10 protein-coding genes and 1 riboswitch are annotated in these 13,764 nt (G+C 67.5%); of the genes, 6 read left to right on the top strand and 4 right to left on the bottom strand.

Annotated features, from left to right (window positions below; genetic code table 11):
- Positions 1–7: 7 nt before the first annotated feature.
- Positions 8–1,516, bottom strand: coding sequence for a glycerol kinase GlpK (glpK, locus tag AAFP35_RS07340; RefSeq protein ID WP_419220903.1), 1,509 nt, complete (start codon positions 1,514–1,516; stop codon positions 8–10).
- Between the two features lie 55 nt (positions 1,517–1,571).
- Here glpK and glpD point away from each other — a divergent pair, with 55 nt between their 5' ends.
- Complete coding sequence (gene glpD / locus AAFP35_RS07335; protein ID WP_419220902.1) at positions 1,572–3,314, top strand: glycerol-3-phosphate dehydrogenase; 1,743 nt, start codon at positions 1,572–1,574, stop codon at positions 3,312–3,314.
- 92 nt (positions 3,315–3,406) lie between these two features.
- Positions 3,407–3,829, top strand: coding sequence for a pyridoxamine 5'-phosphate oxidase family protein (locus AAFP35_RS07330; protein WP_419220901.1), 423 nt, complete (start codon positions 3,407–3,409; stop codon positions 3,827–3,829).
- 61 nt (positions 3,830–3,890) lie between these two features.
- On the opposite strand, the gene AAFP35_RS07325 is transcribed toward AAFP35_RS07330, so the two are convergent.
- Together AAFP35_RS07325 and AAFP35_RS07320 are read right to left on the bottom strand one after the other, a co-directional pair.
- Positions 3,891–4,688 (bottom strand): DNA-formamidopyrimidine glycosylase family protein, encoded by a 798-nt coding sequence (locus tag AAFP35_RS07325; RefSeq protein ID WP_419220900.1) that lies wholly within the window; start codon positions 4,686–4,688, stop codon positions 3,891–3,893.
- Positions 4,681–9,294, bottom strand: a complete 4,614-nt coding sequence (locus tag AAFP35_RS07320; RefSeq protein WP_419220899.1) for an ATP-dependent helicase — start codon at positions 9,292–9,294, stop codon at positions 4,681–4,683. The genes AAFP35_RS07325 and AAFP35_RS07320 overlap by 8 nt, the downstream gene beginning before the upstream one ends.
- A gap of 28 nt (positions 9,295–9,322) precedes the next feature.
- Positions 9,323–9,471: riboswitch (cobalamin riboswitch) on the top strand.
- Positions 9,472–9,505: 34 nt separating this feature from the next.
- Here AAFP35_RS07320 and AAFP35_RS07315 point away from each other — a divergent pair.
- The 4 genes from AAFP35_RS07315 (at position 9,506) to AAFP35_RS07300 (ending at position 12,442) form a co-directional block, all read left to right on the top strand.
- Positions 9,506–9,730, top strand: a complete 225-nt coding sequence (locus AAFP35_RS07315) for a CbtB domain-containing protein (RefSeq protein ID WP_419220898.1) — start codon at positions 9,506–9,508, stop codon at positions 9,728–9,730.
- 28 nt (positions 9,731–9,758) lie between these two features.
- Positions 9,759–10,577, top strand: a complete 819-nt coding sequence (locus tag AAFP35_RS07310) for a CbtA family protein (RefSeq protein WP_419220897.1) — start codon at positions 9,759–9,761, stop codon at positions 10,575–10,577.
- A 4-nt stretch (positions 10,578–10,581) separates the two neighbouring features.
- Positions 10,582–11,079 (top strand): histidine phosphatase family protein, encoded by a 498-nt coding sequence (locus AAFP35_RS07305; RefSeq protein ID WP_419220896.1) that lies wholly within the window; start codon positions 10,582–10,584, stop codon positions 11,077–11,079.
- Between the two features lie 136 nt (positions 11,080–11,215).
- Entirely contained in the window at positions 11,216–12,442 is a 1,227-nt protein-coding gene (locus AAFP35_RS07300; protein ID WP_419220895.1) for an acyl-CoA dehydrogenase family protein, read from the top strand.
- 27 nt (positions 12,443–12,469) lie between these two features.
- Here AAFP35_RS07300 and AAFP35_RS07295 read toward each other — a convergent pair whose 3' ends face one another.
- Positions 12,470–13,732 carry an Nramp family divalent metal transporter gene (locus AAFP35_RS07295; RefSeq protein ID WP_419220894.1) on the bottom strand — a complete coding sequence of 421 codons (1,263 nt, stop codon included), beginning with the start codon at positions 13,730–13,732 and terminating at the stop codon, positions 12,470–12,472.
- Positions 13,733–13,764: the final 32 nt, after the last annotated feature.

Below are 13,764 nucleotides of genomic sequence, written 5' to 3'. Positions count from 1 at the left end.
GCGCGAGTTACGCCAGATCGAGGCTGTGTGCGACCGCGCGGTTCCAGCCGGCGTAGAGGCGAGCGCGTTCGTCGGACGTCATGTCGGGGTGCCAGCGCCGGTCCTCGGCCCAGTTGGCGCGGATCTCGTCCTCGGATTCCCAGTACCCGACGGCGAGGCCGGCCGCGTAGGCGGCACCGAGGGCGGTGGTCTCGCTGACCCGCGGGCGCACCACCGGGACGTCGAGGATGTCGGCCTGGAACTGCATCAACAATTCGTTGACCACCATGCCGCCGTCGACCTTGAGGGTCGACAACGCCACACCGGAGTCGGCCTGCATGGCCTCGATGACCTCGCGGGTCTGAAAGGCGCTGGCCTCCAGGGCAGCTCGGGCCAGGTGTGCCTTGGTGGCGAAGCGGGTGAGGCCGACGACGACCCCGCGCGCGTCTGGTCGCCAATGCGGTGCGAAGAGTCCGGAGAAGGCCGGGACGAAGTATGCGCCACCGTTGTCGGGGACCGATGCGGCGAGAGCCTCGACCTCGCTCGCATGCGTGATGATCTGCAGGTTGTCACGCAGCCACTGCACCAGCGACCCCGTCACCGCGATCGACCCTTCGAGCGCGTAGCGCGTCGGTTGGTCACCGATGCGGTAACAGACCGTGGTGAGCAGACCGTGGTCGCTGAAGACGGGTTCGGTCCCGGTGTTGAGCAACAGGAAGTTGCCGGTGCCGTAGGTGTTCTTGGCCTCGCCGGGATCGAGGCAGGCCTGCCCGAAGGTCGCGGCCTGCTGGTCTCCCAGGATGCCCGCGAACGGCACCCCGTGTAGCGATCCCTGCTCGCGCAGTGTGCCGTAGACCTCCGACGAGCTGTGGATCCGGGGGAGAAGCGCCGTGGGGATGCCCATCTCGGCGCAGATCTCCTCATCCCATTGCAGGGTCCGCAGATCCATCAGCATGGTCCGCGACGCATTGGTGACATCGGTCAGGTGCAGACCGCCGTCGCGGCCGCCGGTCATGTTCCAGGCGATCCACGAATCCATTGTGCCGAAACAGAGTTCACCTGCCTCGGCCCGGCGTCGCGCGCCGTCGACGTGATCGAGCAGCCACCGGATCTTGGGGCCTGCGAAGTATGTCGACAGCGGCAGTCCGGTGCGGTCCCGATACCGATCCATCCCGACGTCACCGGCCAACTCGGTGCACAGGTCATTGGTGCGGGTGTCCTGCCACACGATCGCCGGGTGGATCGGCGTGCCGGTTTCACGATCCCAGATGAGGGTCGTCTCACGTTGGTTGGTCACACCGCAGGCTGCGATGTCCCCGGCATTCAGGTCTGCCGCGGCGAGTGCGCCCGCGACGACGCGCCGGGTGTTGCGCCAGATCTCCTCGGCGTCATGTTCCACCCAGCCGGCCTGTGGAAACGATTGACGATGCTCGATCTGCTCGGAACTGACCACCCGCCCTTGACGATCGAAGATCATCGCGCGGGTGGAGGTGGTGCCCTGATCGATGGCGGCGACGTACGTGTTTGCGCTACCCACGCCGCTCAGTGTCGCACGCGGTGCTCGGCGACGACATCAATTACCCTGGGCAAGCATGAACACCGAGTTCAACCCGGACCGACCAGCGGATATGGGACCGCTCTATCGCGCGGAGGCGTGGCGACGTCTGGGCAGTGAACAATTCGACATCGTCGTCATCGGGGGCGGCGTGGTGGGTGTCGGCGCGGCACTCGACGCCGCCACGCGTGGGCTGCGGGTGGCGCTCGTGGAGGCGCGTGACATCGCGTCGGGCACCTCGAGCCGGTCGTCGAAGATGTTCCACGGCGGCCTGAGGTATCTGGAGCAGCTCGAATTCGGACTGGTCCGTGAGGCGCTGGCCGAACGGGAACTCTCGCTGCGCCTGCTGGCCCCACACCTGGTCAAGCCGCTCCCGTTCCTCTATCCGCTGACGCAGCGGCTGTGGGAACGGCCGTACGTGGCGGCCGGTCTGTTCCTCTACGACCGGATGGGGGGCGCGAAATCCGTTCCGGGGCAGAGTCATGTGACCCGATCCGGTGCCCTGCGGGTGGCCCCGGCGCTGAAGCGGGATTCGCTGATCGGCGGGATCCGCTATTACGACACCGTCGTCGACGATGCGCGGCACAGCCTCACGGTGGCGCGGACCGCCGCCAATTACGGTGCCGTGATCCGCACCTCGACCCAGGTCATCGGGTTCGTCAAGGAAGCTGATCGTGTGCTCGGGGTGCGAGTCCGCGACAGCGAGAACGGCGAGACCACCGAGGTGCGCGCCCACTGCGTCATCAATGCGGCCGGCGTGTGGACCGACGAGGTGCAGGCCCTGTCAAAACAGCGCGGCCACTTCAGGGTTCGGGCCTCCAAGGGCGTACACATCGTGGTGCCGCGGGATCGGATCGTCAGTGAGACCGCGATCATCCTGCGCACCGCGAACTCGGTGTTGTTCGTGATCCCGTGGGAGACGCACTGGATCATCGGCACCACCGACACCGACTGGAACCTCGACCTCGCCCATCCGGCCGCCACCCGTGCCGACATCGACTACATCCTCGAACGGGTCAACGAGGTGCTGGTGATCAAGCTGACCCACGATGACATCGAGGGCGTGTACGCGGGCCTGCGTCCACTGCTCGCCGGTGAGGACGACGAGACGTCGAAACTGTCGCGCGAACACGCGGTGGCCACGGTGGCTCCCGGCCTCGTCTCGATCGCGGGCGGCAAGTACACCACCTATCGGGTCATGGCGGCCGACGCCGTGGAGGCCTGCACCGATTTCATCCCGACCCGGGTCGCGCCGTCGATCACCGAACGGGTACCGCTGCTCGGGGCCGACGGCTACTTCGCCCTGATCAACCAGTGCGAGCACCTGGGCCGCCGATTCGGATTGCACCCGTACCGGATTCGTCGGCTGCTCAATCGCTACGGCTCCCTCATCGACGACGTGCTGTACTACGCCGACGACGACCCATCGCTGCTGGCACCGTTGGCCGCGGCGCCCCAGTACCTGCGGGTCGAGGTGGTATATGCGGCGATCGACGAAGGTGCGCTGCACCTCGAGGACGTACTCGCCCGGCGTACGCGCATCGCCATCGAATATCCGCACCGCGGCGTGGACTGTGCGCAGGAGGTCGCCGAGCTGTTGGCGCCGATCCTCGGCTGGACCCAGGCGCACACGGCCTTTGAGGTGGCGACCTACGTCGCGCGGGTGGAGGCGGAGATCGCATCCCAGCGGCAACCCGACGATGACTCCGCGGACGCGCTGCGCGCAGCAGCACCGGAAGCGCGCCCCGAAATCCTGGAGCCAGTACCTGTACCAGAGTGAAGTCTTGTTTCGCTTTGCTCAATATCGGGACCTTATGCCCTGTCCGATCCCAGCCGAGGGAGGAACAATGGGTTATGGCAGAAGGACAGATCATGGTCGACACAGGTGTGCAGGAACTCACCACAGACGAGGCATGGGAGCTTCTCTCGACCGCTGAACTCGGACGAATTGCTCTGAGCGTCAACGGTCATCCGGACATTTATCCGGTCAATTTCCATGCCGAATCGGGACGCATCGTCTTCCGCAGCGGCGAGGGCACCAAGCTCTCGGAGGTTGCGGTGAACGAGAACGTCGCCTTCGAGGCCGACGACCACACCGCCGCGGGCGGGTGGAGCGTCGTCGCGAAAGGCGCTGCACGCGTGTTGGTGTCGATCCACGACATCGCCGCCGCCGACGAGTTGCCGCTGCATCCGTGGACGCCCACGATGAAGTACAACTATGTCGAGATCACGGTCACCGAGATCAGCGGACGTCGATTCCTGTTCGGTCCGGAGCCGGAACGGTACCCGGTCTAGTGTCGCGTGGCACCTATTCGGGGGCGGGTATCGCATCGGTGCTCCTGCCTTGCGATCGGCTTCACGTCTGACATCGAGGACAGAAGTACGTCGTACGATCGCCGCCGATCGAGCCGAGGGTCCCTCGCTCGATCGGCGTTTGGCATCTACGGCAAGGTTTCCCGCGTCGCCCGTAGACCCACAGCCGGGCATTCGGCGCGGTCTGGCCGGTGGTGGTGCGTGCGGTGCGATGACGGTTGGCCCACAGCATCCGACGACTCAGGTCGACAACGGCAGGCAGATCTGCGTCGGCGACCGGACGAGTCGGCAACATCCCACGCAGGAAACAGATCTCACTGCGATACACGTTTCCGATCCCGGCCAGGAGCCGTTGATCGAGCAGCGCCGCACCGATCGGATCGTCGGGGCGCGTGGCGATCCGTCGTACCGCTTCGGCCGGATCCCAGTCGTCGGCGAGCAAGTCGGGACCCAGATGGTCCAGTGCCGCATCCGGATCGGTCAGGAGCTCGAGGATGCCGAGGTCGAACCCGACCGCCTCGTGGGTCTCGGTGCGTAACACGACGCGCGCCTGGTGACCCGGGCGGTGCCATCGCCTGCCGATCGGTTGTACCTGCCAGACGCCCTCCATCTTGAGGTGCGAGTGGATGCTGACCGCGTCCGAGATCGGCCCGCCGTCGTCGGTGCCCGCGACGTCGATCAGCAGGTGCTTGCCCCGCGAGCGCACCGCTGCCACCTCGTGACCGCTGAGATCGGCGGTGGCCAATGACGGCACGCGAAACTGTGTGTAGGTCAATCGGTGCTCCGCCAGGGCGGCCCGCAACCGCGCAGCGGTCGCGAAGACGGTGTCTCCCTCAGGCATGTTGTCCGTAACGCAAACGGATGCCGCGCGGTGTGGTGGCGAATCCGGCGTCCACCAGGATGCGGGCGAACTCGGTGGTCAGCACCGGTTGCGCATCGATCTGGTCGATCGTCAGCCGGGAGACCCGCCCCGAGCGCACGAGCGACACCACCGCGACCGCGGCCGCCTCCAGGACGGCGACGGAGTCGGTGAAGGTCAGTACGGTCTTGCCGCCGCGCTCGATGAACACGGCGAGCTCGCCGTCCACCAACACCACGAGCGCGCCCGGCTTGCGGCCGGGGCGATGCCCACCGTCGGCGTCGCGGGAGCGTGGCCAGTCCAGCGCGGCGCCACAGGGATTGGCCGGGTCGGTCGCCGCGAGGACGACCGCGCAGTGCGCGGCGCGACGATCGGGCAGCGCGTGGCGGCGTAGCTCGTCGACCGTGGCGGCCGACGCGAACTGCGCACCACCGAGGCCGTCGACGTAATAACCGCGTCGGACGTGGCCACTGTCTTCGAACACGTTGAGTGCCTTGTAGATCCGGGCGAACCCTCCGACCGTGTCCTCTGCGGTCACGCTGCCGCGGGTGATCACGCCGTAGCGGGCGAGGAGTTGTTCGCAGAGCGCCTGGGTGGCGACCGTGGGATCGGTCTCCACGCGTTCGAGCGTGAACCACCGTCCCGACACCGTGGGGGCGACAGCGCGACCGGAGGCGTGTTCGGCGAGGTAACGCGTGGACAATCGCTGTGCGCGTAGTCGAGGTGCCCGACCTCGCGAGCGGTGTGACGGCGTCGATCGCGACGATGACGACGACCGTCGCGGAGCGATCATGGCGCGCACGGGAGCGAACGAATCGTTGCTGATCTGCCCGGCCCACACCAGATCCCAGAGTGCGGACTCGATCTCGTCGGTCGGTGGTTTTGCGTCGTCGGTGCCCGACAGGGCGTCGGCGAGCTGCGGGAAGCGCAGCGCACCACCGGGTGCGAGAGTGCTGACGAGTCGAATGTGCACGCCGGTGGTGTCGATGTCGTCTGCCGGTGACAACGTCAGCGGAGCGACATCGACGGGATGCAGGGCGATCCACCCATCCGATCCGCCGATGCGGCCATGGCCCGACCACACGACCTCGCCGGAACTGAGCAACTCGTCGAGCAGTGCGGGCGTGTAGTCGGCGACGCGGGCCGGAAGCACCAGCGATTCCCAGGCGGAGGCCGGCAGCGGGTAGCCGGCGAGCTGGTCGATGACGGCGGCGACACCGTCGGCTCCACGCAGCCTGTCGTCGGCGGCCACGTGCTGCCAGGATGCGAGGAACCGTGCCAGCACGTCGGTGCCGACCGGGGCGACATCGGCGCGGCTCGCCGCCAGCGATCCGCGGCGGATCTGTCCGAGGACGTCGGCGTGACACCACTGGGTGCTGCGCGCCTCCGTGACGTCGGGGTCGGCGAGGAAATCGCCCTCGACGACCCGTCGGTCGGTGGCCAGGCGCACCAACGTGTCCCGGACGACTCCGCGCGCCATGCCCAGCGCGTCTGCGGCCTCGATCACGGTGAACGGACCGTGGGTGCGAGCATATCGGCCGACCAGATCACCGACAGGATCGCCGACGGGCTCCAGGTATGCGGCCGGAATACCCAGTGGCGCAGGGACCCCGAGGCCGTCTCGAAGCCGGGCCGTATCGTCGACGGCTGCCCAGCGAGCCGCTCCGGCGTGGTTGATCGAGATGATCTGTCCGCTGCGGTGCAACTCGGTCAACAGGTCGAGCACGTAGATCTCGCCGCGATAACGTGCGCCGGCCTCGGCGGTGGTGAGCGGCCCGAGCCACCGCAGCAGGTCCACGATGTCCTCGGCGTCACGCGCCTGACGTTCCGGTGAGAGCCGTTGCAGGCGGGCCACCGTCGTCGCTATCACCGCGGGATCGAGCAACTCGCGCAGGTCGACCCGGCCGAGTAGTTGCGCCAGCAGGCTGGTGTCCAGCGAGAGGGCCGCGGCACGGCGTTCGGCCAGCGGGGCGTCGTCGGCGTACATGAAGGCGCCCACATAGCCGAACAGCATGGAGGCCGCGAAGGGGGATGGGCTCGCGGTCTCGGTCTCGACGACCCGGATTCGACGGTTGCGGATTCGGGTCAGCAGATCGGTGAGGGCGGGTAGGTCGTAGACGTCTTGCAGACATTCTCGCACCGTCTCGAGAATGATCGGGAAGTCGGGGAACTTCGAAGCGACGGAAAGTAATTGGGCGCTGCGCTGACGCTGCTGCCACAGCGGGGCGCGACGGCCCGGATCGCGCCGCGGCAACAGCAGTGCCCGCGCGGCGCACTCGCGGAATCGTGAGGCGAACATCGAGGAGTCCGCCAGTGCGTCGGTGACGAGTTGCTCGATGTCGTCGGGGTCGATGACGAAGACCGCGGCACCGGGCGGCTCGTCGTCGGTATCGGGCAACCGCACGATGATGCCGTCGTCGGAGGCGGTGGTGGCGCCCTCGATGCCGAGGGTCGCCAACAGGCGCGCCGAGATGGCGCTCGCCCACGGTGCGTGGACGCGTAATCCGTAGGGGGAGTGCAGGATGAGTCGCCAGTCGCCCAGTTCGTCGCGAAAACGTTCCACGACAAGGGTGCGGTCGCTGGGTAGATGTCCCGTCGCGTCGCGCTGCTCGGAGACGAGCGCGGACAGGTTGTCGCGGGCATAGTCGGTGAGGCCTAGTCGGTGTGCGTGTTCGGCGAGGGTGTCGTCGTCGGCGATCGCACCGGTGAACTTGCCGATGGCGGCGCCGAGTTCGGCCGGGCGGCCGAGCGTATCGCCGATCCAGAACGGAAGCCGTCCGGGTTGACCGGGAGCGGGGGAGACGAGGACCCGATCGTGGGTGATGTCCTCGATCCGCCAGCTCGTCGCGCCGAGGGCGAAGACATCGCCGACCCGGGACTCGTAGACCATCTCCTCGTCGAGTTCGCCGACGCGGGTGGATTTCTCGCCGACCATGAACACGCCGAACAAGCCACGGTCGGGGATCGACCCACCGGAGGTGACCGCGAGCCGCTGCGCGCCGCGGCGTCCCGCCAACGTGCCGGCGTCGCGGTCCCAGGTGACGCGGGGACGCAGCTCGGCGAACTCGTCGGACGGGAACCGGCCGGCGATCAGGTCGAGCGTGGCGTCGAAGACTCCGCGGCCCAGTTCGCGGTACGGGGCGGCGCGGCGTACCACGTCGAACCAGTGATCGACATCGAGATCGTCGATCGCGGCGGCGGCGATGGTCTGCTGGGCGAGGATGTCCAACGGATTCTGCGGCACCCGCAGCTCTTCGATGGCGCCGTCGAGCATCCGTTCCACGGTGACGGTGCAATGGATCAGATCGGTGCGGTGCTTGGGATACAGGACCCCCTGGGAGATCTCGCCCACCTGATGTCCGGCACGTCCGATGCGTTGCAGCCCACTGGCCACCGACGGCGGGGACTCCACCTGGATGACGAGATCCACCGCGCCCATGTCGATACCGAGTTCGAGTGAACTGGTGGCGACCACACAGGCGAGGCGACCGGCCTTCAGATCGTCCTCGATCTGGGCCCGCTGCTCTTTGCTCACCGACCCGTGGTGGGCGCGGGCGAGCACCGGGCGGGCTCCGGAACTGGCACCGCTGGCCATCACGAACGCCGGGGCGCCGCCCGCGACCGTCGGATTCGACGCCGGTGGGGGTGCGGCGCCGGTCCGTTCCGCATGGATCTCGTTGAGCCGAGCGGTCAGACGCTCGGCGAGGCGACGTGAGTTGGCGAAGACGATCGTCGCGCGGTTCTTCTCGATGAGGTCGACGATCGACGACTCGACATACGGCCAGAGCGAGCCGGCAGTGGGGGAGAACGCGTCGTCGAGGTCGTCGCCCGACCCGGCCGCCGGCGGAATGTTCGCCATGTCGGCGACCGGGACGTCCACGCGGAGATCGAAGGTCTTGCTCGCCGGCGGCTTCACCACCCGACACGGTGCGGCGCCGCTGAGGAATCCGGCGACCACCTCCGGGGGCCGGACGGTTGCGGACAGACCGATACGTTGCGCCGGGGTGTCGAGGAGCTCGTCGAGGCGCTCGAGCGTCAACGCGAGATGAGTGCCGCGTTTGGTTGCGGCGACCGCGTGCACCTCGTCGACGATGACGGTGTCGACGGCGGTCAACGTGTCGCGTGCCGCAGACGTGAGCATCAGATACAACGACTCCGGGGTGGTGATCAGGATGTCCGGCGGTGTCTTGACCAACGAGCGCCGCTGTGCGGGCGTCGTGTCGCCGGATCGCACCCCCACGGTGATGTTCGGTTCGGGCAGATCGAGCTCCTGAGCAGCCCGGGTGATGCCGGTCAGCGGAGCGCGGAGATTGCGCTCGACGTCGACGGCGAGCGCCTTGAGTGGCGATATGTAGACGACGCGGGTGCCGTGCGGGCGATCGGCCGTGGCGGCGAGGCGATCGAGGGCCCAGAGAAAAGCCGACAGTGTCTTGCCGGACCCGGTCGGCGCGATCACCAGGGTGTTCTCGCCGTCCGCGATCGACGACCAGGCGCCGGTCTGCGCCGCCGTGGGCTTCTCGAAGGCACCCGAGAACCACCGCCGGGTGGGGGCGGTGAATCGGTCGAGAATCGAGGCCGGGGAGGGCACATTGCCATCATCCCTCACGTCACCGACAAGCCCGGGTATACAGTCAGGTCACACCAGTGCGTGGGGAATCCGGTGAGAGACCGGAGCGGTCGCGCCGCTGTGACCACGGATCGTCGTCCGACAACGTCGGCGATAGATCGTGGGAGCCAGAATGCCACTCGCTGGTGAGAGTTCGTTTCGCTGGACGCGATATCCCTGGAAAGGACCCTCCATGACTGCTTCGACACAGGTGGCCACCAAGCCCCGGTCGCTGGCCGTACCGAACCTCTCGGTTGCGAGCGCGGCCCTGTGGCTGACCCTCACGGTGATGCTCGCCGCTCTCGCCTACTACTTCCTGGGCTATGACCAGGGCGCGGTGTCGGTGTTCGGCTCCGACACACACGTGCACGAGTTCGTGCACGATGCGCGGCACTTCCTCGGCTTCCCCTGCCACTGAGCGTCCGGGGAACGGGAGACAACCGCACATGGAGAAGAAATTCATCGGCGCAGGCCTGCTTTCCGGCCTGATCGCCGGAATCGTCGCGTACCTGTTCGCCCGCCTGTTCATCGAACCGCAGGTGTCCGAGGCGATCGACTACGAAGAGGCTCGCTCGCACGCCGAGGAGATGCTCGCGGGCCACGATCACGGTGCTCACGAACACGGCGAGCTCTTCAGCCGCTCGGTGCAGGAGAACGTCGGGGCCGGTGTCGGCACGATCGTGTTCGCGGTGTGCATGGGGGCCTTCTTCGCGGTGGCATTCACCGTGTTGTGGGCCTACCTGGGCCGCCGATACCCGGCCACCGACCCGCGGATGGTGGCCGGTGCCCTCGGTGCGATCGGTTTCGTGGCGGTGTTCGCGGTGCCGTTCTTCGCGTACCCGGCCAACCCGCCCGCGGTCGGCGACGACGACACCATCGGTGCCAGGTCCGGGGCCTTCCTGACGATCACCGTGTTGTCGGTGGTGTTCGCGATCGCCGCGGTGGTGCTGGCCCTGTGGCTGCGCCCGCGCATCGGAGGCCTCCTCGGGGGCGTTGCGGCCGCGCTCGGATATCTGGTCGCGGTCGCCGTCACCATCGCGTTGCTGCCGGAGTTCGACGAGGTGCCCGGCCCGCTCATGAACGGTGAGCAGATCGCCTTCCCGGGCTTCCCCGGCGACGTGGTCGGCGATTTCCGTCTCTACGCCATCGCGAATCAGGTGATCCTGTGGACCATCCTGACGGTGGTGTTCGCACTGGTGCTCGGTCTGCTCATGCGTGCCGAGCGCACCGGGTCCGCCGCGGACTCCGAGAAGCTCAGCGCCTGAGCGCATGGTCGTCATCACCGCCGGCCGCACCGGTCCCAATCGGTCGCTGCGGTTCGGCGGTGATCCGTCTCTGGACGACGGCGGGCGTCGCGGCGTTGCACGGTTACGCGACGAGCGCGCCACCCCGGAGTCCGCACACTCCGCGGTGGCCGGTCCGGAGGCCGCGGTGCGCGAGTCCTGCGCGGTGCTCGGTGTCGACGTCGTGATCGACGACGAGTTGCGCAGTCTCGACGTCGGACGGTGGTCGGGACTCGGACCCGAGCAGATCGATCCGGCCGAGTTGGGGAGATGGTTCGCCGACCCGCACGCCTGCCCACACGGAGGCGAGAGCATTGCGGTGTTCGTCGACCGCGTCCATCGGTGGCGGTCCGGGCATGCAACCCTGCCGGAGCTGGTCGTCGTGGCGATGCCTGTCGCGCAGGCCCTGCTCGCACCCGATGCGGCGCACTACTTCGAGGTGGAGGTCCGCCCGGCGACCCGGTATTCGGTGATCTGCCACTGACCCACGGCACGGTCCGGCCTCGCTGTCGGTCGCGTTGGGACGGTCTCGGTCTTGTGTGTCTTTACATCGTGGGTGACTCCTGACACAGTGATCAGGCAACGAGTAGAACATGTTCTGATGTGGGGAGTGTGTGGCGATGTTCGAGTGGTCCGACGAAGACCTGATGGTGCGAGATGCGTTGCGGGCGTTCATCGACAAGGAGATCCGGCCACACGTCGACGAGCTGGAGACCGGTCAGCTCCCCCCGTACGACATCACCCGTAAGCTCCTGTCGACCTTCGGGGTGGACGCGATGGCCAAGGAAGCGCTCGAGAAAGAGCTCGAGGCCGAGGCCGCCGGCACGAAGTCGGCAGGCGGCGGCGGTGGCGGCAGCATGTCCAGTTCGATGTTCATGATCGTCAACATCGAGCTCGCCGGGATCTGCCTCGGTCTCGTCGGGTCGATGGGCGTGTCGATGGGGCTGACCGCGTCGACCATCCGCGGCAAGGGCACCCTCGCGCAGAAGAAGCGCTGGCTCCCCGAACTGGTCACGATGGAGAAGGTCGGTGCGTGGGCGATCACCGAGCCGGACTCGGGTTCGGATGCCCTGGGCGGCATGAAGACGACGGTCCGTCGTGACGGCGACGACTATCTCCTCAACGGCCAGAAGACGTTCATCACGAACGGCCCGTACGCCGACACCATCGTGGTGTTCGCGAAGCTCGACGACGGCAGCGGAACCCCGATGCGAGACCGCAAGGTCCTCAGCTTCGTGCTGGACAAGGGCATGCCGGGGCTCACCCAGGGCAAACCGTTCAAGAAGATGGGCATGATGAGTTCGCCCACCGGCGAGTTGTTCTTCGACAACGTGCGGCTCGGCAAGGACCGGCTGCTCGGTGAGACCGAGGACACCGGGTCGGACTCGCGCGGATCCGAGGGTGCCAAGTCGGGATTCACCGCCGAGCGGGTGGGAATCGCGGCACTGTCGTTGGGCATCATCAACGAGTGCCAGCGGTTGTCGATCGACTACGCGAAGAATCGCACGCTGTGGGGACAGGAGATCGCCAAGTTCCAGCTCATCCAGCTCAAGCTGGCCGAGATGGAGGTCGCGCGGATCAACGTGCAGAACATGCTCTTCAGTGCCATCGAACGCACCAAGGCGGGCAAGCCGCTGAGCCTTGCCGAGGCATCGGCGATGAAGCTGTACTCGTCCAAGGCCGCGACCGAGGTCGCCATGGAGGCGGTGCAGCTGTTCGGCGGCAACGGATACATGGCCGAGTACCGCGTGGAACAGCTTGCGCGCGATGCCAAGTCGCTGATGATCTACGCCGGCAGCAATGAGATCCAGGTGACCCACGTCGCCAAGGGGCTGCTGCAGGACTAGCACCGTGTGCTCGGCCGGCGGCGGACATCATCCGCTGCCGGTCACCACGAGCACGATCAGCGCTGCATTCAGGACCACGATGAGGATCGACGCCAGTCCGGCGAACATCCGCAGGGCGGGCGCGCCGGCGAACTCACCCATGACCGACCGGTCGGCGGTGAGTCGTCCGAGCGGGATGATCGCGAACGGGATGCCGAAGCTGAGCACCACCTGACTGATCACCAACGCCCACGTCGGGTCCACCCCGATCGCGAGCACCGCGAGGGCGGGGAGCAGGGTGATCAGTCGCCGGAGCACCAGCGGGATGCGGACCCGCAACAAGCCGGCCATGATCGTGGCACCCGCCGACGAGCCGACGGAGGTGGCCGCCAGCCCGCTGGCGAGCAGGCCGATCGCGAAGGCCGTCGCCATCCCCGGCCCCATCGCGGCGGACACCGCATCGTAGGCGCCGTTGATGGTGTCGGTGCCTTCCTGGCCGCGGAGGTTCTGGGCCGCCAGCAGCAGCAGCGCGATGTTCACGGCCCCTGCGACGACGAGGGCGCTGCCGACATCCCAGCGGGTGGCGCCGATCAACCGTCGTTTGCGCGCCGACGACTCGGTGACGCCGTGTCGTTCGATGACCAGCGACGAGTGCACGTAGATCGCGTGCGGCATCACCGTGGCGCCGAGCATGCTGGCGGCCAACAAGACCGTCTCGGCGCCGTCGAGCCGCGGGACGAGCCCGGCGAACACATCGCCTGCGGGCGGCGGGTTGACCACCAGGCCGGCCAGGAAGCCCACGACGACGATCATCAGCAGGCCGATCATCACGCGTTCGAAAGTGCGTTGCCTGCGCGGGTTCTGCAGGAGCAACAGGGTCAACGAGACCGCGCCGACGATGGTGCCGCCGAGCACCAGCGGCAGGTCGAACAGCAGTTGCAGCGCGATGGCACCGCCGAGGACCTCGGCCAGATCGGTCGCCAGCGCGACGAACTCGGCCTGCACCCAGTACGCGAGTCGAGAAGGAGTACCCAGCCGTTCGCCGATGAGGGCGGGAAGGCTTCGTCCGGTGACGATGCCGAGTTTGGCCGATTGGTACTGGATGAGCATCGCGACGAGATTGGCCACCACGAGCACCCAGACCAGGAGGAATCCGTACCGAGCGCCTGCGGTGATGTTGGCGGCGACGTTACCAGGATCGACATACGCGACGGCGGCGACGAATGCCGGTCCCATCAGGGCTGCGGTGCGTAACGCCGTGCGTCGCCGGGGGAGCGTGTCGTCGGGACGACGTGGACGCAAGACGGTCATGCCCTCAATCTGGCACACTCGGCCAGCCGCTT

It is taken from the genome of Gordonia sp. CPCC 206044, assembly GCF_048537895.1.
GTDB lineage: Bacteria > Actinomycetota > Actinomycetes > Mycobacteriales > Mycobacteriaceae > Gordonia.
This window is presented reverse-complemented; position numbering and strand designations above follow the sequence as displayed.